This window comes from Rathayibacter sp. CAU 1779 (assembly GCF_054551755.1).
On record NZ_JBTOLK010000002.1, the window covers coordinates 468,532 to 489,969 of the forward strand.

Here is a 21,438-nt window from a genome sequence, read left to right on the forward strand (position 1 = left end):
GCCGAGGTCAGGCCCGGATCTGGCCGCTCCCCCGTACCAGCCACTTCGTGCTCGTCAGCTCCGGCAGACCCATGGGTCCTCGGGCGTGCAGCTTCTGCGTGGAGATGCCGACCTCCGCTCCGAAGCCGAACTCGCCGCCGTCAGTGAACCGGGTGGAAGCGTTGACCATGACGACGGCCGAGTCCACCTCCGCCAGGAAGCGTTCCGCGTTCCGGAGGTCGTCGGTGATGATCGATTCGGTGTGCTGCGTCGAGTAAAGACGGATGTGGGCGATCGCCTCATCCAGGGAGTCGACCACGCCGACCGAGACGTCGAGGCTCATGTGCTCGGTCGCCCAGTCTTCTTCGGTGACCGGGACGGCGTCCGGGAAGATCGCCAGCGCACGTTGGTCCGCGTGCACCGTGACGCCTTCGGCGCGGAGCGCACCCAGCACGGCCGGCAGCAGGCGGGACGCGGCCCCGCTGTGCACGAGAACCGTCTCGACCGCATTGCACACGCTGGGACGCTGCACCTTCGCATTGCGCACGATGTCGACGGACCACTGCTCATCGGCGCTCTCGTCGAGGACGATGTGCACGACTCCTGCACCCGTCTCGATGACAGGGACCTTGGCCGATTCGACCACGGTGCGGATCAGATCCGCACTGCCGCGCGGGATCAGCACGTCCACCAGGCCCCTTGCCTGCATCAGCATGGTGCCGCCCTCGCGACCGAATTCGTCGACGGTCTGGACGGCATCCGCAGGCAGACCAGCGTGCTCGATCGCCTCCTGGATCAGCGCGACGAGCACACGGTTGCTGGACTCCGCCGCCCGTCCGCCGCGCAGCACGACGGCGTTGCCGCTCTTCAGAGCGAGGGCCGCGATGTCCACTGTCACGTTGGGACGCGCCTCGTAGATCGCGCCGACGACGCCGAACGGAACCCGCACCTGCTGGATGCTGACGCCGTTGGGAAGCCTGCTGCCGCGCACCGACGTGCCAACCGGATCCGGCAGTGCGGCGATGTCGCGCACGGCTCCCGCAAGGCTCGCGATCCGCTTCTCGTCGAGCGTGAGGCGGTCGAGCAGCCCGACGGACAGGCCGCTCTCGCGGCCCCGATCGAGATCTTCCGCGTTGGCGTCGATGATCCGCCTGGCGGAAGTCGTCAGGGACAGCGCGATCTGCTCGAGTGCGTCGTTCTTCTGCGCCGTCGTCGCCGTGGCCAGCGGCAGGGATGCAGCCTTCGCGGCCTCGAGTTTGCGGGCGAAAGCGGCATCCGTCGACGCCGCGTCCAGGGACGACGAAACCGACTCGACAACGGTGGGGACCATCGAGCCAGTCTAGAGCGTGAGCCCTGCGGGCCTCCGGGTCTAGGCGCTCAACGGCGGCGCGACAACGGCCGCGTCCTGCTGACGCGGAGCGAACCACGTGCCGACCGGGTCACCCGCGAGAGCGGAGCGCACCAGCTGCGTCGAGGTGAGCAGCACTGCGCTGCCCGCCTCGGCCGCGTGGCGGGCAGCGGAGACCTTCGTCACGGCTCCCCCTGTGCCGACGCCGGCGAGACCGGTCGAGCCGATCTCGACTCCGTCGAGTGCGTCATCCGCCGCGACGTGGCCGATACGCTCTGCGCCGGGCTCGTGCGGTGGTCTCGTGTAAAGGGCGTCGACGTCGGAGAGCAGCACGAGGAGGTCGGCACGGATGAGGGTCGCGACCAACGCCGCAAGACGATCGTTGTCGCCGAAGCGGATCTCGTGCGTTGCCACCGTGTCGTTCTCGTTCACGATCGGGAGGATGCGCAGGTCGAGCAGCCGCTCCATCGCGCGACGCGCGTTCGACCGGTGCGTCGGGTTCTCCAGGTCTCCGGCCGTGAGGAGCACCTGGCCCGCCACGATGCCGTAGCGGTCGAGGCTGTCCTGGTAGCGGTAGATGAGCACGTTCTGGCCGACAGCGGCCGCCGCCTGCTGCGTGGCGAGATCGTTCGGCCGCTCGGACAGCGCAAGGTACGGGATGCCGGTGGCGATCGCACCGGACGACACGAGCACCACCTGGGTTCCGCGGCCGTGCGCTTCGGCCAGAGCATCGACGAGGGGCCCGATCTGGTGGGCGTTCTCGCCGCTGATCGACGAGGATCCCACTTTGACGACGATGCGGCGGGCGGCGGGTATCAGCGAACGGTCGGTGATCACCATCCGATCACTCGTCCTCGTCTACGTCGTGCCACAGGCCGGCATCGCGTTCGCGCACGAGCTCGGCGCGGGCTTCCGCCTTCGCGTCCATCCGCTCGTGGTACTCCTCGCGACGCTGGCCGCGCGTTGGGCGATGGCTCTGGTCGATGCGCGCATCCGTACCACGTGGCGAGGTCATGAGCTCGGCCGTGGATGTGAGGGTCGGCTCCCAGTCGAAGACCACGCCGTTGCCGGCGCCGATCACGACCGTCGAACCTGCGATGGCGCCGGCCCTCACGAGCTCGTCCTCCACGCCCAGCTTGGCGAGCCGGTCGGCGAGGAATCCCACAGCCTCGTCGTTGGCGAAGTCGGTCTGCGCCACCCAGCGTTCCGGCTTCGCGCCGAGGATGCGGTAGATGGTGCCGTCCGTGCCGCCTTCGGCCTTCACGGTGAAGCCCGCCTCGTCGACGGCGCGCGGACGGATGACGATGCGCGGCTTGATCTCCGCCTCTGCCGCCTCGCGAGCGCGAGCCTCCTCGACGAGCCCCGCCAGGGCGAAGGACAGTTCACGAAGGCCGTGATGGCTGACCGTGGAGATCTCGAAGACGCGGTAGCCGCGTGCCTCCAGGTCGGGGCGCACGAACTCGGCGAGCTCGGCGGCCTCCGGCACGTCCGTCTTGTTGAGCGCGATGAGCTGCGGGCGCTCCAGCAGCGGAACCTGACCCTCCGGCACCGGATAGGCGGCGAGCTCGCCGAGGATCACGTCGAGGTCGGTGACCGGGTCGCGTCCCGGCTCCAGCGTGGCGCAGTCCAGCACGTGCAGCAGCGCACTGCAGCGCTCGACGTGACGGAGGAACTCGAGCCCGAGTCCCTTGCCCTCGCTGGCCCCCTCGATGAGCCCGGGAACGTCCGCGATGGTGTAGCGCACCTCGCCGGCCTGCACGACGCCGAGATTCGGGTGCAGCGTGGTGAACGGGTACTCCGCGATCTTCGGCTTGGCGGCCGAAAGTGCTGCGACGAGGCTCGACTTGCCTGCAGACGGGAAGCCCACCAGCGCGACATCCGCCACGGTCTTCAGCTCGAGGACGATGTCGCCCTCCCAGCCGGGCGTTCCGAGGAGCGCGAATCCCGGGGCCTTGCGCTTGGTAGACGCGAGCGCGGCGTTGCCGAGACCGCCCTGTCCGCCAGGAGCGATGACGTACCGCATGCCCGGCTGATCAAGGTCTGCGAGCGGGAGGCCGTCGGCACCCTTCACGACCGTTCCGATCGGCACCGGCAGCTCGAGATCGTCCCCGGACGCGCCGCTGCGGTTGTCGCCCATGCCGAAGCCGCCGTTGGCCGACGAGCGGTGCGGATGCCTGTGGTACGCGAGAAGCGTCGTCACGCCGGGGTCGGTCACGAGCGCGATGTCGCCGCCGTGTCCGCCGTTGCCGCCGTCCGGGCCGGCGAGCGGCTTGAACTTCTCGCGCCGCACGGACACACATCCGTTTCCACCGTGGCCGGCACGGAGGTGCAACGTCACGGTGTCGACGAATGTCGCCATGGTGCTCTCCCTTTCGCCGCCGCGCGGCGCTTCTACGCTATCTGGGTGACCGCGGACATCCGCTGGTCGGGTGCTTTCGGAAACACGGATGGGCGGGCACGAGGCCCGCCCATCGGCTGTGTTCGCACAGGAATTGTCAGTCGACCGCCACGATGTTGACGACCTTGCGGCCGCCCTTCGTGCCGAACTCGACAGCGCCCGCCTCGAGGGCGAACAGCGTGTCGTCGCCACCGCGGCCGACGTTCGCGCCCGGGTGGAAGTGCGTGCCGCGCTGACGGATGATGATCTCGCCCGCGTTCACGACCTGGCCGCCGAAACGCTTGACGCCGAGGCGCTGCGCGTTCGAGTCGCGGCCGTTGCGAGTGGAGCTCGCTCCCTTTTTGTGTGCCATGAGTTCTGCTCCTGCCGCTTACTTGATGCCGGTGACCTTGACGCGCGTGAGCTCCTGACGGTGGCCCTGGCGCTTCTTGTAGCCGGTCTTGTTCTTGAACTTCTGGATGACGATCTTCGGGCCGCGGAGGTCGCCGAGGACCTCGGCCGTGACCTTGACCTTGGCCAGCGCCTTGGCGTCGCTGGTGACCTTGTCACCGTCGACGAGGAGCACCGCGGGGAGCTCGATGGTGCCGTTCTCTCCGGCCTTCACGCGGTCCATCGTCACGATGGTGCCGACCTCGACCTTCTCCTGCCGACCGCCGGCGCGCACAACTGCGTAAACCACTACTCGTACCTATCTGAAGAGGGACTGATTCGTCCCAGACTGACGTTGGATGTCGCCGGTCACGCCCCCAGTGGGAGAAGGGTTCGTGCCAGAAAACGAAAGGGCGTTAGCCGTGATAAGTCGGCGCACACCAAGGGTTAATCGTACCGGACGGCACCAAGGCGGTCAAACCGTGCACCGGTCCGCGAGTCGCACGGACGATGCGCCGACTGCGGCGACCGTCTGCCGAAGGCTGTGCGGGCGCCGCACGTAGACTCGCCGGCATGGCGATCCTGATCGACACACCGATGTGGCCGAACCACGGCACCCTGTGGTCGCATCTGGTCAGCGACGCCTCTCTCGACGAACTCCACGCGTTCGCGCACGGGAACGGTGTTCCCGAGCGCGCCTTCGATCTCGACCATTACGACGTGCCCGCACGGCTGCACGACGACCTCGTGTCCGCGGGTGCGCATCCGGTGACGAACAGGGAGCTGGTGGAACGGCTGCGGGACAGCGGGCTGCGCATCACGGCAGCTCAGCGACACAGGCACTGACCCTGTCGCTCGCCGCGCAGCACAACCCGCGTCCGACTGGCGTGCGGACGACGATGGCAGGCACCGTCGCCCACACGTCTCAGCTCGCCTGAGAGTCGTCGCGCTCCGCGATCGCGCCCCCGGTCAGACCGGCCGTGGTGACGCGCCTGCGCGCACGTCCCTGGCCGGGCTGCTTCGGCTCGGGAAGTGCATCGAGGACGGAGCCGAGGAGCTCCTGCGCCTGTGCGCGATCGATCGGCGCCTTCGGCTCGGCGTGCACTGCAACCGGGATGTCGAGGATGGACAGCTGCGCCGCATCCTCGCCGGCCGATGCCGCTGTCGCATCCGGGAACGCCGACGCTTCGGAGCTCAGGGGCTCACGCTTTTCCGGTGCGGCGCCCGCCTCGGACGCAGGCGCCGGCTGCTCGTGCGGGGCCGTGTCGGTGCTGTCCACGCCGAGGTCGTCGGCACGGGCCACATCCGCTCCGGCCGCACGACGTGCGCCGCCGCGACCACGGCTGCCGCGACGCGTGCGAGGGGCGTCCTGCTTGTCACCGGGCTGACCGGAGGCGTCGGACGCGAGGTGCCGTGGAGCGAACAATGCGGCATCCGCGGTCCCCTGCTCGCCGGCGTCGGATGCCTGCTCCGGCGTCGACTCGTCGTGGTGCGCGTGCAGCGTGCTCGCCGCGATCTGCGCGAGGGCGCTCTTGGCGTCGTCGGTGATCGCGTGCGTCCCGGCGTGGTTGGAACTCGCGCCGTTCGCGTTCCCGTTGCCGCCATTCGAGGGCGCGGATGCCTGACCCGTCTTGCCCCCTCGGCGACGCTCAGGCGGCTGCGGCGCACGGTGCCTGCTGACCGGATCGTGGTGCACGATCACGCCACGTCCCGCGCACACCTCACACGGCTCGCTGAATGTCTCGAGCAGACCGAGACCGAGCTTCTTGCGCGTCATCTGCACGAGGCCCAGTGACGTCACTTCTGCGACCTGGTGCTTCGTGCGGTCGCGGCTCAGGCACTCCACGAGGCGGCGCAGCACGAGGTCGCGGTTCGACTCGAGGACCATGTCGATGAAGTCGACGACGATGATGCCGCCGATGTCGCGCAGCCTCAGCTGACGCACGATCTCCTCAGCGGCCTCGAGGTTGTTCTTGGTGACCGTCTCTTCCAAGTTGCCGCCGGAGCCCACGAACTTGCCGGTGTTGACGTCGATGACGGTCATGGCCTCTGTGCGGTCGATGACCAGCGAACCACCGGAGGGCAGCCACACCTTGCGATCGAGGGCCTTCTCGATCTGCTCGGTGATGCGGAACTCGTCGAAGGCGTCGCGCGTTCCTTCGAACGGCTCGACGCGCTCCAGCAGATCGGGCGCGACCTGACGGAGGTAGCTCTCGATGGTCTGGCGGGCGTCGTCACCGGCGATGATCATCTTCTGGAAGTCTTCGTTGAAGACGTCCCGCACGATCTTGATCAACAGGTCGGGCTCGCTGTGCAGGAGTGCGGGCGCCTGCACGGTCTCCGCCTGCTTCGAGATGTCGGCCCACTGGGCGGTCAGCCGATTGACATCGACAGTGAGCTGCTCCTGGGTGGCGCCCTCGGCCGCGGTGCGCACGATGACGCCCGTGTTCTCGGGGAGCACCTCCTTGAGGATCTTCTTGAGCCGGGCGCGCTCGGTGTCGGGGAGCTTGCGGCTGATGCCGTTCATGGATCCGTTGGGAACGTAGACGAGGTAGCGACCCGGCAGGCTGACCTGGCTGGTCAGGCGCGCACCCTTGTGGCCGACGGGATCCTTCGTCACCTGGACGAGCACGCGGTCGCCCGGCTTGAGCGCCAGCTCGATGCGGCGCGGCTGGTTGCCGGTCTCCGCGGCATCCCAGTCGACCTCGCCCGAGTAGAGCACTGCGTTGCGGCCGCGTCCGATGTCGACGAACGCCGCCTCCATGCTGGGCAGCACATTCTGTACGCGGCCGAGGTAGACGTTGCCGATGAGCGACGCTTCCTGGGAGCGGGCGACGTAGTGCTCGACGAGGACGCCGTCCTCGAGCACGCCGATCTGGATGCGACCGCCCTTCGACCGCACGATCATCTGACGATCGACGGCCTCGCGGCGGGCGAGGAACTCGGCCTCGGTGATCACGGGACGACGACGACCGGCATCCCGTCCGTCGCGACGGCGCTGCTTCTTGGCCTCGAGCCGAGTCGAGCCCTTCACCTTCTGCGGCTCTGTGATGAGTTCCGGCTCACGCTGACGCTTCGGCTCCTCCTCGCGCGGAGCATCCGCACCGCCCCGGCGACGGGTGCGACGACGCGACGAGCTGCCCTCCTCACGCTCCTGCGTCTCCTCGCGCGCAGCGGGTGCGGGGAGCGGAGGAAGGATAGGGGGCGCCTGGAACAGGAGAGCCGTGCTGGGAAGGCCGGGAGCATGTGCGGAGTGCGCCGCGTCGAGAGCGGATGCCGCGGCATCCTGCGCCTCGACCCCGTTCTCAGACTCGGACACCCGGTCGGCATCGCCGGGCTCTGCGTTGGTCGCGACCGACGGAACAACCGGAACAGCCGGTGCCTTCTCCGACACGGAGGACGACGCATCCGCCGAGGATGCCACCGCAGAGGCTTGCGCTCGCGCCGCCGGCAATTCAGTGTCGTGAGTGGCTGCCGGAGCGGATGCTCCACCCGTCACCGGCCCAGCAGGCGCGGTGCTCGCCTGCGAGTCGTTCTGAACAACGGATGCGCTGCTGTCGCCCCTGCGGTTCGCCCGCCGGCCGCCGAAGAGTCGCCCACGCTTACGCGGCGACGCCTCCTCGTTGCCTCGTGCCCCTGTTTCGTCCCATGAATTCTGATCGTTCTCCACCATCGCTGGTGCACTCCTCGACCGTACGATGCACGCGCGCACCGGGTACGGCTGTAATCATGCGGGCGGCGCGCACGGCGCTCGTCCGCCAATCCTCGGTTCGGCGTTCGAAAGGGTGCGCAACGGACATCGCGCTTCGTGGCGCTCCCGTCGCTGCTCTCGCTTTCGTTCGCCTGTCCCCTGTCTCTTGCGTGAACTGTCTCACGTGGTCATCTACGTCTTCTCGTCGGGTTGCGCGCTACCCCGCGGCCAGTCATCCGTGCATGCACGATGCCTGGAAAAGCTTCTTCACCGCCGCCCGCACGGTGTGCGAACGGCTGTCTGCCATTATCGCACGACTGCCCGCCCCGCCCTTTCAGGCGCCAGCTGAGCCCGTGTGTCGCTCTGCCATAATGCGAGGGTGTCGCTCGACTCCCCCACCGAAACGAAGCAGCCGATCGGGCTTGCGATCTTCCTCATCATCGCCGGCGTCATCGGATGGTTGGCGGCATTCGCGCTGACACTCGACAAGTTCACGGTGCTCGAGCATCCGGCTGCGAACCTGACGTGCAACATCAACCCGCTCATCGGATGCTCGAAGAACCTGGCCTCCTGGGAGGGATCGGTCCTCGGCTTCCCGAATCCGCTCATCGGACTGGCCTGCTGGGTCGCCCCCATCGCCGTCGGCGTGGGCATCCTCGCCGGAGCCCGGTTCAAGCGCTGGTTCTGGATGCTGTTCAACCTGGGCGTGCTCGGCGCGCTCGTGCTCGTGATCTTCCTGATCGTCTCGAGCCTCTACGACCTCTACGTGCTGTGCCCTTACTGCATGATCACCTGGGTGGTGACCATCCCGACGTTCTGGACGGTGACGTTCTACAACCTCAAAGAGGGCAACATCCCGACGAACGACAGGGTTCGTGCGTTCTTCACGGCCGCGTACTCCTGGATTCCGCTCATCACCCTGGTCTGCTACGTGATCGTGGCGGTCTTCGCGCAGATCCAGGTGGAGTGGATTCCGAACGCGTTCCGGTAGGCGCGCTGGAGCTGAAAGCGGAGGCCCAGTGGGCCTCCCTCGCGACGCCAGCGCCGGAGCAGCTACGCTGCTCGGTTTCAGAACCAGAGCGCGAGTTCTCGCGCTGCGCTTTCCGGCGAATCCGACCCGTGCACGAGGTTCTGCTGCACGGCAAGACCCCAGTCGCGGGCGAGGTCGCCGCGGATGGTGCCGGGTGCTGCGGTGGTGGGATCCGTCGCTCCGGCCAGCGAGCGGAAACCTTCGATGACGCGGTTGCCGGCGAGACGGATCGCCACGATCGGCCCCGACTCCATGAACTCCACCAGCGGTTCGTAGAACGGCTTGCCCTGATGCTCCGCGTAGTGCTGGGCCAGCAGGTCGCGATCTGCTTCGACGAGCTTGATGTCGACGAGGGCGTAGCCCTTCGCTTCGACGCGGCGCAGGATCTCGCCGGTCAGTCCACGGGCGACCCCGTCTGGCTTGACGAGCACGAGGGTCTCTTCGATGGTGGTCATTCGTTCTCCTTGCTGGTCGGTTCGGAATCTCCGACGGAATCGGACGGATGGTCGGCGGCCTGGCCGGCAGCGCGAGCCTCAGCGTTACGGCGGTCCAGGCGGGCCCCAGCGATCATGGCGTACGCCCAGATGGCGGTGAAGATGGCGCCGACGATGAACAGCATGCCCACGAGGAATCCGGCGGCCACGACGGCGAGCTGCACGACCCAGCCCAGCCAATAGCCGATGCGGAAGCGCAGCAGCGGGATCGCCACGATCATCAGCACGATGAGCGCCGCGCCGCCGCCGAGTGCCGCCGCCGCGGGAAGCGCGTGCAGTCCGAACACCACAAGGGTGCCGAGGAAGACGACGACGAGCTCGAAGCCGAGCACTATCGCGCCGAGGCTCTCCTGCGCACCGCGAGCCCTCCGCTGACGCGGTGCGCGACGGGGTGCGTGATCGCTCTCGCTCATCGCATCACGCTCCGAGGTGGTGGGGTGAGGACCATCATCACTCTGCCGTCGCCTTCCACTCGCGCTCCTGGGCGAGAGCGAGCGTCTCGCCGATGAGGGCGATGGATCCTGTCACGACGACCGCGCGGCGCGGATCCGCCGACGCCCACGCACGGGCCGCCTCGACGGCGTCGCCGAGGTCGTGATACGCGTCGGCATGCTCGTGTGTCCATTCCTCGACGTTGTCGGCCAGCTCGCCGGACGACGTCGAACGTTCCGAGTGTGACTGGGTCACGAGGATGCGCGCCGCGACGGGCGCCAGCGCGTCGACGATGCCGTGGGCATCCTTGTCGCGGAGGATGCCGATGACGAACGCGATCTCGTCGAAGTCGAAGAACTCGGGCAGCGCTCTGGCCAGGGTGAGGGCGCCCGCCGGGTTGTGCGCTGCATCCACCAGGACGGTGGGCTCGATGCCGATCAGCTGCAGACGACCGGGCGACGTCACCGTCGCGAACGCCTCCTCGAGCAGTGGCTCGCGCAACGCTTCCTTGCCGTCGCCCAGGAACGCTTCGACCGCCGCGACAGCGACCGCGGCATTCTGCGCCTGGTGCGCACCGTAGAGCGGAAGGAACAGGTCGCTGTACGTGCCGGCCTGCCCGCGGACGGTGACGAGCTGACCGCCGACGGCGACGGCATCCTTCTCGACGTCGAAGTCGTCGGGCTGGAAGGCGATGGATGCCTCGCGCAGCTCGGCCGCGCGACGCAGCTCCCGCACGGCATCGGGCACCTGGGCCGAGCTGACCACGGTGGCGGACGGCTTGATGATGCCGCTCTTCGTGCGCGCGATCTCGGTGATGGTCTTTCCGAGCCGCTCGGTGTGATCGAGCGAGATGGGCGTGAAGACGGCGACCTGGCCGTCTCCCACATTGGTGGAATCCCACTCGCCGCCCATGCCGACCTCGATCACCGCGACATCGACGGGGGCGTCGGCGAAGCACGCGAACGCGAGCACCGAGATCGCCTCGAAGAAGGTGAGTCTCTGCTCGCCCTGCGCCTCGAGCTCGGCGTCGACCATCTGCACGTATGGCGCGATGTCATCCCAGTTGCGCACCAGGGCCTCATCGGTGATCGGCACACCGTCGATCATGAACCGCTCGTTGAAACGGAGCAGGTGCGGGCTGGTGAACAGTCCGACACGGAGGCCGTACGCCCGCAGAATGCTCTCGATGACGCGGCTCGTCGACGTCTTGCCGTTGGTCCCCGTGATGTGGATGATCGGGTACGCCCGCTGCGGATCGCCCAGCAGCTCGACGGCCTTGCGGGTGGGTCCGAGGCGGTGCTGCGGGCTTCCCTCGCCGAGACGGGTCAGGAGCGTGTCGTAGACGGCGTCAGCCGCCTCGCGGAACTCGTCGTCGTCGGTCACGTCGGTCACAGTGCTTTCTCCAGACTCACCAGCAGGGCGGATCCCGCGCCGACGGGCGAGGAGTCCGCAGCGTCAGCGACCGCGTCGTCCACGTCCACGTCGAGTTCGACGGCGAGCGTCTCGGCGCCGACCAGGTCGGAGTGGACGCGCACCGCATCCGCTCCGGCACGGTCCAGCACGAGACGCAGCCTGATTCGGTCGCTCACGTCGAGGCCCGCGTTCTTGCGGCTCTCCTGCACGACGCGGATGACATCGCGGGCCAGACCCTCATCCTCCAGGTCCTGCGTCGTCGTAGTGTCGAGCAGCACGAAGCCCGCACCGGGCAGCAGCGCGAGCGCGCGGCCGGTCTCCTCCGCATCCGCGGTCTCGAGCACGAGCTCGTACTCGCCCTCCTGCAGCGGGATGCCACCGGCGACGATGACGCCGTCGGCATCACTCCACTCGCCTTCCCGCGCGGCTCGGATGGCGGCCTGCACGTTCTTGCCGAGCCGGGGACCCGCGGCGCGGGCGTTGACCGTGAGCCGCTTGCTGACGCCGTATTCGGCCGGACTGTCGTCGGTCAGCCCGACGAGGCGCACGGCCTTCACGTTGAGCTCATCCCGGAGGATGCCCTCGAACGGCTGCAAAGCCGCCGCGCCCTCCGTCACCACAGTGAGCTCCGCCAGCGGCAGGCGCACGCGAAGCCCTGCGGCCTTGCGCAGCGCAAGGGCGGAGGAGCTCACCTGGCGGATCCGGTCCATCGCCGCGACGAGTCCCTCGTCGGCCGGGAACTCGGATGCCTGCGGCCAGTCCGTGAGGTGCACGCTGCGGCCACCGGTGAGATCCTTCCAGATGCGCTCGGTCACCAGCGGCAGCAGCGGCGCCGCCACTCTGGTCACCGTCTCCAGGACCGTGTACAACGTGTCGAACGCCTCGGTGTTGCCGCCGTCCGGCGTCACACCCTCCCAGAACCTGTCGCGCGAGCGTCGCACATACCAGTTGGTGAGCACGTCGGCGAAGTCGCGGATCTTGGCAGCGGCCAGCGTCGAGTCGAGGTTGTCGAGGTCCGCGGTGACGGCCTCGATCAGTTCACGCGTCTTGGCGAGCAGGTAACGGTCGAGCACGTCGGTGGAGTCGGTGCGGCGCTGCGCGTCGTATCCGCACGCGTTGGCGTACAGCGAGAAGAAGTACCACGTGCTCCACAGCGGAAGAAGCGCCTCGCGCACGCCCTGCCGGATGCCCTCCTCGGTGACGACGAGGTTGCCGCCGCGCAGCACGGAAGACGACATGAGGAACCAGCGCATGGCATCCGAGCCGTCGCGGTCGAACACCTCTGCCACATCCGGGTAGTTGCGCAGCGACTTCGACATCTTCTGCCCGTCGCTGCCCAGCACGATGCCGTGGCTGATCACTCGCTTGAACGCAGGACGGTCGAAGATCGCGGTCGCGAGCACGTGCATGAGGTAGAACCAGCCACGCGTCTGCCCGATGTACTCCACGATGAAGTCGGCAGGATTGTGTCCTGGTCGTGAGGCATCGCCTGGCACGCCGTCGAACCATTCGCGGTTCTCGAACGGATAGTGCACCTGCGCGTACGGCATGGATCCGGAGTCGAACCACACGTCGAGCACGTCGGGGATGCGGCGCATCGTGGCCGTTCCCGTCGGGTCGTCGGGATTCGGACGCGTCAGGTCGTCGATGAACGGACGGTGCAGATCCGGTTCGCCGTTCTCGTTCCGCGGGAGGCGCCCGAAGTCGCGCTCCAGCTCGGCGAGCGAGCCGTAGACATCCGTTCGTGGATAGGCGGGGTCATCGCTCACCCATACCGGGATCGGTGAGCCGAAGTACCTGTTGCGGCTGATCGACCAGTCGCGGGCGCCCGCGAGCCACTTGCCGAACTGGCCGTCCTTGACGTTCTCCGGCACCCAGTCGATCTGCTGATTGAGTTCGACCATGCGGTCACGGAACTCCGGAACGCGCACGAACCAGCTCGACACCGCCTTGTAGATCAGCGGGTTGCGGCAGCGCCAGCAGTGCGGGTAACTGTGCTCGTACGACGCCTGGCGAAGCAGCCGTCCCATCGCCTTGAGTGCCTGCGTGAGCGGCTTGTTCGCGTCGAAGACCTGTTGCCCCGCGACGTCGGTCACCTCGGGCAGGAAGCGCCCTCCGTCGTCCACGGAGATGACGACGGGGATGCCCGCAGCAGCACACACGCGCTGGTCGTCCTCACCGTAGGCGGGCGCCTGGTGCACGATGCCGGTGCCCTCTTCGGTGGAGACGTAGTCGTCGACGAGGATCTGCCACGCGTTCTGGGTGCCGTACTTCTCGACATCCGCGTAGTAGTCCCAGAGGCGGTCGTAGCGCACGCCGGCCAGGTCGGATCCGGTGACGATGCGGGAGACGGCGGCGCGCGCCTCGTCCGCCGAGCCGTAGCCGAGATCCTTCGCGTAGGAGCCGACGAGGTCCAGTGCGAGCAGGTACTCGCCGCCGAGCACCTCGGATGCGTCGCCGCCCTCGCGACGGACCTCGGCATCCGCTGTGCCGTTCGGGCCGGCCGGAACGACCGCGTACTGGATGCCGGGGCCGACGGCGAGCGCCGCGTTGGTCGGCAGCGTCCACGGAGTCGTCGTCCACGCCAGGGCGCGCACTGCGGTGAGGCCGAGCGCCTCTGCCTTTTCCCCCACGAGCGGGAACGTCACGGTGACGGTCTGGTCCTGCCGCATCTTGTAGACGTCGTCGTCCATGCGCAGCTCGTGGTTGGACAGCGGCGTCTGGTCGCGCCAGCAGTACGGCAGCACCCGGTAGCCCTGGTAGGCGAGGCCCTTGTCGTAGAGCTGCTTGAACGCCCAGATCACGGATTCCATGTAGGTGACATCGAGCGTTTTGTAGTCGTTGTCGAAGTCCACCCAGCGGGCCTGACGTGTGACGTACTCGCGCCATTCCCTGGTGTACTTCAGCACGGAGGACTTCGCCGCCGCGTTGAACGCGGCGATGCCCATCTCGTCGATCTGGCTCTTGTCGGTGATGCCGAGCTGCCGCTCGGCCTCCAGCTCTGCGGGCAGGCCGTGCGTGTCCCAGCCGAATCGCCGATGCACCTGCTTTCCGCGCATGGTCTGGTAGCGCGGGAAGACATCCTTCGCGTACCCGGTGAGGAGGTGCCCGTAGTGCGGGAGACCGTTCGCGAACGGCGGGCCGTCGTAGAACACCCACTCGGGAGCGCCCTCGCGCTGATCGACGGAGGCGCGGAAGGTGTCGTCACCCTTCCAGAACGCGAGGATGTCCTCCTCGATCTGCGGGAAGCGCGGGGACGGCGTGATGCGCTGCACATCCTGTCCGTCGGGGGCGGCGGAACGGGACGGATCGTCGGACTTGGGGTACGGCATGCTTCTCCTGGCAGGCGAGTGCTTCTGCGCGAGGACGCCGCCCGGCCGATTCGGCCCTGGTGACGCGGTACCACCCCGTTTGCCACGCTCCGACATCCGTCGGCGGAGCGCGACCACTCGTTCAAGGCTGTGACGGGCCGGCCCGTCCGGTTCTACTGGACTCGTCATCCCACTGGTGGGACGCTTCGCGGTTCTTCCGGAGACTCCCCGGTGATGGCCGGATCGCAGTCGTTGCCGACAAGTCTACAGTCGCGCCGCAGGTGGTGAACACGGTCGCGAATGGGCCGGAACGACCCGGCGGGATGGTTCTGCGGGCCGGAACCCGTCGGGCATCCGTGGGGATAACCCCCGACCGGATTCGGTGTTCCGCCGGATGGGTCGCGCTGCCTCGGCCGACGAGTCTGGAAGCGTGTTCTTGCCCTGTCCGTCACCTCTACCGTCAACGCGCGACGACCGTCGCTGCCACAAGGAATGAATCATGACCAGCACCGAGCCGTTCAATAACACGCAGCCGTTCGACAACACTGTGCCGTTCGACAACACCGTGCCGTTCGACATCGAGCCGACCACGAGTGAGCCGTCGCTCAGCGGCGGCACGGGGATCGCCGGGGGCGACCCTGTCCGCGAGACTGTCGGCATGGGCACCGCCGTCGACCAGCGCGAGTCTGTACTGTCCGCGCCCCGACGATCCGGGTTCTGGAGCTGGTACGGCGGTCTCTGGCGAAAGGTCCCCGCCGAGGTCGGCGTGCTCTTCGTCGCGTTCCCGCTCGCCGTCATCGCCACCAGCCTCTTGTGGCCGGTCTTCTTCACCGGCGTGGGGCTCCTCGTGCTCATCGCGGGATTCTTCCTCGTGCTCGCCGCTCTCTACGTGGCGCGTGGCTACGGCACTCTGACGCTCGCGATGCTCGAAGCGGCGGGTCGGCCCCGGATCTCGCGTCCCGTGTGGCGCAAGCGGGTCGGAACGGGCTTCATCGGCCGAGTGTTCGGGCCGCTCGCCGACGGACACTACTGGGTCTACCTCTTCGACGCGATGATCGCCCAGATCGCTGTGACCACTGTCACCTGGGGGATCCTCATCGCCTGGGTGTCGTCGGCGCTCGGCGGCACGACCTACTGGATCTGGGGAGGGTTCATCCCGCAGGGCGGCCGCTCCGTGTGGCTGTCGACGGTCATCTGGGAGTGGGCGACGCGGACGCCCGCCACGTTCGATCCGGTCACCGGCGACATGGTGCTCTACCTGATCGTCGGGCTGCTGTGCCTGTTCACGCTGCCGCTCGTGACCAGAGGGCTCATCACCGTGCACTGGGCCGTGGCCCACGGGCTGCTCGGATCCTGGTCGTCCGACCGTCTGCGCGAGGAGGTGGACGAGCTGTCGGCCTCTCGTGCTGCTGCCGTCGCCGCCGAGGATCGCGAGCTGCGTCGCCTCGAACGCGACATCCACGACGGACCGCAGCAGCAGCTCATCCGTCTCCGCATGGACATCGCGGCCGCGCAACGGCGCCTCGGCGACGACCCGGATGCCACGTCTCGGCTCCTCGACGAGGCGGGGGGCCGCGCCCAGGACGCCCTCGACGAGCTCCGTGCGCTGTCCCGCGGATTCGCGCCGCCGATCTTGCAGGATCGCGGACTCGCTGTCGCGATCGATTCCCTCGCCGCACGCAGCACGGTTCCCGTGACCGTCACGAACGACGTCCCGAAGGACACGGCGCTGCCGCCCGAGGTGGAACGCAATCTGTACTTCGTCGCTGCCGAGCTGCTCACGAACGTGGCGAAGCACTCCCAGTCCGCCGGGGCCCGGCTCACCTTGGGCGTCGCGGGGCACACGCTGACGCTCACCGTTTCGGACGACGGTGTCGGCGGCGTCGGCGAGAGCCCGCGACACGGGCTGTCCGGAATCCGCGAGCGGGTGACGGCGATGCGCGGAACGACGAGCATCACCTCCGGCCCAACGGGAACCACGGTGTCGGTGAGCGTGCCGATATCGTGAACGCGTGACCGATGCCCTTCGCGTACTCCTGGCGGACGATTCCGTACTGCTGCGCGAAGGGCTCAGCCGCGTGCTCGACGAGGCCGGCTTCGTGACGGTCGGCGCATTCGGTGACGCCGACGCCCTGCTTGCCGCGACGCAGACGGTCCCCTTCGACGTCGCCATCCTGGATGTGCGGATGCCGCCCACGTTCCGCGACGAGGGCGTCCGCGCGGCGCTGGAAGTGCACACACGCCATCCGAAGGCGGGCGTGCTGCTGCTCAGCCAGTACGTCGAGACGACGTACGCCCGTGAGCTTCTCGGCGCGGGAGCGGGCGGCATGGGGTACCTGCTGAAAGATCGCGTGGCCTCCCTCGACGAGCTCGCGGATGCCGTCACCCGCGTCGCCGCCGGCGGCACCGTGCTCGACCCCGAGGTCGTCGCCCAGCTCGTCGGACGTCGCGCCGACCCGCTGTCCGCCCTCACGCCTCGCGAACGCGAGACGTTGCAGCTCATGGCGGAGGGCCGCACCAACGCCGCGATCGCCACCAGACTGCACGTCGGAGTGGGAGCGGTCGAGAAGAACGTGACGTCCATCTTCGTGAAGCTCGGGCTCGAGGACTCCGGCGCGGATCACCGCCGCGTCCTTGCTGTGCTCACCTGGCTGGACGCCTCCATCTGACGGCTCCCGACTCCCCGGTGCCTGTCGTCCGGTGCGGCGAGCCCCTGGGGCGCCGACGATTGGGAACTCGCCACAACCGACGCCGCGTAACGCTGGAGGAAACATTCGCCACGCGACGGCGAACTCCCGCCACACTTGGAGCCCGTGACCGATTCCACAGCCATCGCAGCACGCAACGCCGACCGCAACGCCTGGCGGGTGACCCTCGCCTCCGTCGTCGGCACGTCCCTCGAGTCCTACGACTTCTATGTCTTCAGCTATTTCAGCGCCGTGTTCAGCGCCGCGGTCTTCTTTCCCACTCAGGACAAGGTCGCCGGAACTCTTCTCGCTTTCCTCACCCTCGCAACCTCGTATTTCGTCCGCCCGATCGGCGCGATCATCTTCGGACACCTCGGTGACCGCATCGGCCGACGCGCGACGCTCATCTGGACCATCGGCATCATGGGTGTCGCGACGGCGCTGATCGGTGTTCTGCCCGGCTACGCGACGATCGGCATCGCAGCGCCGATCCTGCTCGTCACGCTCCGCGTCGTGCAGGGCATCTCGCTCGGCGGCGAGTGGGGCGGCTCGATTCTGGTGGGCGTCGAGCACTCGACGGCGAAGCGGCGCGGCTTCTACGCCGCGCTCCCCCAGCTCGGCTCTCCCATCGGCACCATCGTGACCGCCGTGCTGTACCTCGCGCTCAGCCTGAATCTGCCGCAGGACGCCATGCTCGCGTGGGGCTGGCGCGTCCCGTTCCTGCTCGCCCTGCCGCTGCTGGCCGTCTCGCTCTACCTCCGGCTCTCCATCGACGAGACCCCGGTCTTCTCCCATCTGGTGGCGGAGAAGAAGCGCACGCGGATCCCTGTGGCCGACGTGTTCGCGAAGCAGCCGGTGGCTCTTCTGGTCGCGGTCGGCGCCGCCATGCTGGGCATCGGCTCGTATTCCCTGATGAACACGTACACGATCAGCTACGGCGTGTCCGTCTTGCACTTCGACTACACGCAGCTCTTCATCGCGACAACCATCGGAAGCTTGCTGCAGCTCGTGACCATCCCGCTGTTCGGCGTGCTCGCGACTCGCATCGGGTCGGCGCGGGTCGTGTGGATCGGTGCGCTCACCACGCTGATCATCGCGTTCCCGATGTACTTCCTGCTGCAGCAGGCGACGTTCGCGATCCTCGTCGGCACGATGATCGTTGGCGGCATCTTCCCCACCCTCAGCTGGGCGGGCCTCGGCGGCCTCATGGCCGACATCTTCGGACAGTCCATCCGCTACAGCGCACTGTCGATCGCGTACGCGATCGCGGCAGCCTTGTCCGGCCTGATCCCACTGGTGACGGAGGCGTTCGGAAACGCGACGCATCAGGCGTGGTGGCACCCCGGGGTCGTTCTCGCCGTGCTCTCCGCCATCACGCTCGTCGCGGCTCTGGCAGCGGCGTACATCGCCAGAAGGCGCCACGAGGACACCGCCGACGCGACAGACGTGCTCCAGGACGAGGAGCTGGCGGAGGCGACACCGGCCTGATCACGGTTCGGGCGGGTCTTGCCGCTCTCTCAGGGAGCGGAACGTGCGCACGGTAGACTGACGGGCATCCCACACTCAGGCACCAGTTGACACGGTGCCGTACATACCGCAACGGAGATCCGCCATGACCGATGCCGCCCAGTCCGCCGACGCAGCCTCGTCCGCAGCCACGACCGACACCTTCGGGCGGATCCCCGAGAAGCCGGCGCTCGAGGGCCTCGAGCAGGTGTGGGATGAGCGGTGGCGCCGTGATCGTACGTTCCACTTCGACCGTGAGGGCGCCCTGACAGCGGGCCGCGGCGGCATCTACTCCGTCGACACCCCGCCGCCGACCGCTTCCGGGTCACTGCACATCGGCCACGTGTTCAGCTATACGCACACGGACATCGCCGCGCGCTTCCAGCGCATGAACGGCAAGAACGTGTTCTACCCGATGGGCTGGGACGACAACGGCCTGCCGACCGAGCGCCGCGTGCAGAACTACTACGGCGTGCGCTGCGATCCGTCACTGCCGTATGACGCGGACTTCGTGCCGCCGTACGAGGGCGGCGACAACAAGAGCTCGCGCGCGGCCGACCAGAAGCCCATCTCGCGCCGCAACTTCATCGAGCTGTGCGCCAGGCTCACCGTCGAGGACGAGAAGCAGTTCGAGGCGCTCTGGCGCAAGCTCGGCCTGTCGGTGGACTGGCAGCAGTCGTATCGCACGATCGGCGACGAGTCCCTGTTCGTCTCGCAGCTCGCGTTCCTGCGCAACGTCGAGCGCGGCGAGGCCTATCAGGCGATGGCTCCGACGCTCTGGGACATCACGTTCCGCAGTGCCGTCGCCCAGGCGGAGCTCGAGGACCGCGACCAGCCCGGCGCCTTCCACACCATCTCGTTCCACGGCGACGCCGACCCCGTCGTGATCGCCACCACGCGCCCCGAACTCATCGCGGCCTGCGTCGCCCTCGTGGCTCACCCGAGCGATGAGCGGTACAAGCCGCTCTTCGGCAAGACCGTGCGCACCCCGGTGTTCGGCGTCGAGGTGCCCGTGCTCGCGCACCACCTCGCCGAGCCCGACAAGGGCACCGGCATCGCCATGGTCTGCACCTTCGGCGACATCACGGATGTCACGTGGTGGCGCGAACTCGACCTGCCCACCCGTCCGATCATCGGCTTCGACGGTCGCATCCTGCCCGAGCCGCCAGAGGCGCTCGCCACCCAAGCGGCGAAGGATGCCTACGCGCAGCTCGCAGGCAAGACCGTGTTCTCCGCGAAGCAGGCGATGGTGGAGCTGCTGAAGGAATCCGGCGACCTGCTGGAGGATCCGAAACCGATCACCCACCCGGTGAAGTTCTACGAGAAGGGCGACCGTCCACTGGAGATCGTGTCCACGCGCCAGTGGTACATCACCAACGGCGCCCGCGACCAGAAGCTCGCTGACCGGCTCATCGAGCTCGGCAAGGGCATCGACTGGCATCCGGACTTCATGCGCGTGCGCTACGAGAACTGGGTCGGTGGCCTCTCCGGCGACTGGCTGGTCTCCCGGCAGCGCTTCTTCGGTGTGCCGATCCCGGTCTGGTATCCGGTGAACGACGCGGGCGAGACCGTCTTCGACGCACCTATCCTGCCCGCGCGCGAGCAGCTGCCCATCGATCCGACCATCGACACGGCACCGGGCTACGAGGAGTCACAGCGAGGAGTCCCCGGCGGATTCGTCGGCGAGGTGGACATCCTCGACACGTGGGCGACCTCGTCGCTGACGCCGCAGATCGCGGGCGGCTGGGAGCGGGATCCTGAGCTGTTCGAGGCGGTGTTCCCGTACGATCTGCGCCCGCAGGGACAGGACATCATCCGCACCTGGCTTTTCTCCACCCTGCTGCGCGCGCAGCTCGAGGACGGCGTCGCCCCCTGGGCGCACGCGGCCATCTCGGGCTTCATCGTCGACCCGGACCGCAAGAAGATGTCCAAGTCCAAGGGCAACGTCGTGACGCCGGCGGACATCCTCGAGCAGCACGGATCGGATGCCGTACGCTACTGGGCCGCATCGAGTCGCCTCGGAACGGATGCCGCCTTCGACCCGCAGAATCCGACGCAGATCAAGATCGGCCGCCGGCTCGCGATCAAGGTGCTCAACGCAGCGAAGTTCATCCTCGGATTCCCGTCCGCAGACGGCGCCATCACCGAGGCCCTCGACCGCAGCATGCTCGCGCGGCTGTCCGTGGTGGTCGCCGAGGCGACGAAGGCGCTCGAGAACTACGATCACGCCCGCGCGCTCGAGCTGACGGAGTCCTTCTTCTGGACGTTCTGCGACGACTACCTCGAGCTGGTGAAGGAGCGCGCGTACAGCGAGGGTCCCGGCGCTGCGTCCGCGGCCGCCGCACTGCGACTCGCGCTGTCCACACTGCTCCGACTGTTCGCGCCCTTCATCCCCTTCGCCACCGAGGAATCGTGGTCGTGGTTCCAGCAGGGTTCCGTTCACCGTGCCCCGTGGCCGTCGGCCGACCAGGTCGGCGAGGCCGCCGGTGAGGCGACGCCGTTGGTGCTGTCAGCCACATCCGGTGTGCTGATCGGCATCCGTCGCGCCAAGACCGCTGCCAAGGCGTCGCAGAAGGCTCCGATCGCCCGTGCGGTGGTCACGGCACCGGAGGAAGAGCTGTGGGCCATCGAGCAGGCGGGTGCCGACATCCGCGCGGTCGGGCGCATCGCGACGCTCGAGTTCGTGCCGGGCGAGGAACTGTCCGTCGACGTCGAGCTTGCCGATGATGAGCAGACGGCATAGCTCAGCCGCACGTTCGGCAACTAGGTTTTACATCACG

Annotated in this window: 16 protein-coding genes; 6 read left to right on the plus strand and 10 right to left on the minus strand. The window is 68.1% G+C overall.

Features of this window, described 5'->3' with window-relative positions; translation table 11 throughout:
* Window positions 1-7: 7 nt before the first annotated feature.
* From ACX9R5_RS13105 to rplU, 5 genes are all read right to left on the minus strand, one after another.
* A complete protein-coding gene (locus ACX9R5_RS13105) occupies window positions 8-1,309 on the minus strand; it encodes a glutamate-5-semialdehyde dehydrogenase (protein ID WP_459409469.1) in 1,302 nt (433 codons plus the stop codon).
* A 39-nt stretch (window positions 1,310-1,348) separates the two neighbouring features.
* On the minus strand, window positions 1,349-2,167 hold the full coding sequence (gene proB / locus ACX9R5_RS13110) for a glutamate 5-kinase (protein ID WP_459409470.1): 819 nt from the start codon (window positions 2,165-2,167) through the stop codon (window positions 1,349-1,351).
* Window positions 2,168-2,171: 4 nt separating this feature from the next.
* Window positions 2,172-3,686: a GTPase ObgE gene (gene obgE, locus ACX9R5_RS13115; protein WP_459409471.1), complete on the minus strand. Its 1,515-nt coding sequence runs from the start codon at window positions 3,684-3,686 to the stop codon at window positions 2,172-2,174.
* Window positions 3,687-3,822: 136 nt separating this feature from the next.
* Complete coding sequence (gene rpmA, locus ACX9R5_RS13120; RefSeq protein ID WP_459409472.1) at window positions 3,823-4,077, minus strand: 50S ribosomal protein L27; 255 nt, start codon at window positions 4,075-4,077, stop codon at window positions 3,823-3,825.
* An 18-nt stretch (window positions 4,078-4,095) separates the two neighbouring features.
* Window positions 4,096-4,404 carry a 50S ribosomal protein L21 gene (rplU, locus tag ACX9R5_RS13125; protein WP_170024028.1) on the minus strand — a complete coding sequence of 103 codons (309 nt, stop codon included), beginning with the start codon at window positions 4,402-4,404 and terminating at the stop codon, window positions 4,096-4,098.
* Between the two features lie 263 nt (window positions 4,405-4,667).
* On the opposite strand from rplU, the gene ACX9R5_RS13130 reads away from it, so the two are divergent.
* Window positions 4,668-4,940: a DUF4031 domain-containing protein gene (locus tag ACX9R5_RS13130; RefSeq protein WP_459409473.1), complete on the plus strand. Its 273-nt coding sequence runs from the start codon at window positions 4,668-4,670 to the stop codon at window positions 4,938-4,940.
* Window positions 4,941-5,019: 79 nt separating this feature from the next.
* On the opposite strand, the gene ACX9R5_RS13135 is transcribed toward ACX9R5_RS13130, so the two are convergent.
* Window positions 5,020-7,767 (minus strand): Rne/Rng family ribonuclease, encoded by a 2,748-nt coding sequence (locus ACX9R5_RS13135; RefSeq protein ID WP_459409474.1) that lies wholly within the window; start codon window positions 7,765-7,767, stop codon window positions 5,020-5,022.
* A gap of 397 nt (window positions 7,768-8,164) precedes the next feature.
* Here ACX9R5_RS13135 and ACX9R5_RS13140 point away from each other — a divergent pair, with 397 nt between their 5' ends.
* Window positions 8,165-8,776, plus strand: coding sequence for a vitamin K epoxide reductase family protein (locus tag ACX9R5_RS13140; RefSeq protein ID WP_459409475.1), 612 nt, complete (start codon window positions 8,165-8,167; stop codon window positions 8,774-8,776).
* A gap of 77 nt (window positions 8,777-8,853) precedes the next feature.
* On the opposite strand, the gene ndk is transcribed toward ACX9R5_RS13140, so the two are convergent.
* Genes ndk through ileS form a run of 4 tightly spaced genes read right to left on the minus strand, consistent with a single transcriptional unit; the run spans window position 8,854 to window position 14,486 of the window.
* Complete coding sequence (gene ndk / locus ACX9R5_RS13145) at window positions 8,854-9,270, minus strand: nucleoside-diphosphate kinase (RefSeq protein WP_459409476.1); 417 nt, start codon at window positions 9,268-9,270, stop codon at window positions 8,854-8,856.
* Window positions 9,267-9,722 carry a DUF4233 domain-containing protein gene (locus ACX9R5_RS13150; protein ID WP_459409477.1) on the minus strand — a complete coding sequence of 152 codons (456 nt, stop codon included), beginning with the start codon at window positions 9,720-9,722 and terminating at the stop codon, window positions 9,267-9,269. The genes ndk and ACX9R5_RS13150 overlap by 4 nt, the downstream gene beginning before the upstream one ends.
* Before the next feature lie 37 nt (window positions 9,723-9,759).
* Window positions 9,760-11,124, minus strand: a complete 1,365-nt coding sequence (locus tag ACX9R5_RS13155) for a bifunctional folylpolyglutamate synthase/dihydrofolate synthase (protein ID WP_459409686.1) — start codon at window positions 11,122-11,124, stop codon at window positions 9,760-9,762.
* Between the two features lie 5 nt (window positions 11,125-11,129).
* Window positions 11,130-14,486, minus strand: a complete 3,357-nt coding sequence (ileS, locus tag ACX9R5_RS13160; protein ID WP_459409478.1) for an isoleucine--tRNA ligase — start codon at window positions 14,484-14,486, stop codon at window positions 11,130-11,132.
* 478 nt (window positions 14,487-14,964) lie between these two features.
* Here ileS and ACX9R5_RS13165 point away from each other — a divergent pair, with 478 nt between their 5' ends.
* The 4 genes from ACX9R5_RS13165 to valS all read left to right on the plus strand — a co-directional run bounded on the left by ACX9R5_RS13165 (window position 14,965) and on the right by valS (window position 21,401).
* On the plus strand, window positions 14,965-16,473 hold the full coding sequence (locus tag ACX9R5_RS13165) for a sensor histidine kinase (protein WP_459409479.1): 1,509 nt from the start codon (window positions 14,965-14,967) through the stop codon (window positions 16,471-16,473).
* Window positions 16,474-16,477: 4 nt separating this feature from the next.
* On the plus strand, window positions 16,478-17,134 hold the full coding sequence (locus ACX9R5_RS13170; RefSeq protein ID WP_459409480.1) for a response regulator transcription factor: 657 nt from the start codon (window positions 16,478-16,480) through the stop codon (window positions 17,132-17,134).
* Window positions 17,135-17,278: 144 nt separating this feature from the next.
* A complete protein-coding gene (locus tag ACX9R5_RS13175; RefSeq protein WP_459409481.1) occupies window positions 17,279-18,640 on the plus strand; it encodes an MFS transporter in 1,362 nt (453 codons plus the stop codon).
* Window positions 18,641-18,764: 124 nt separating this feature from the next.
* Complete coding sequence (valS, locus tag ACX9R5_RS13180) at window positions 18,765-21,401, plus strand: valine--tRNA ligase (RefSeq protein ID WP_459409482.1); 2,637 nt, start codon at window positions 18,765-18,767, stop codon at window positions 21,399-21,401.
* The last annotated feature ends 37 nt before the right edge of the window (window positions 21,402-21,438 follow it).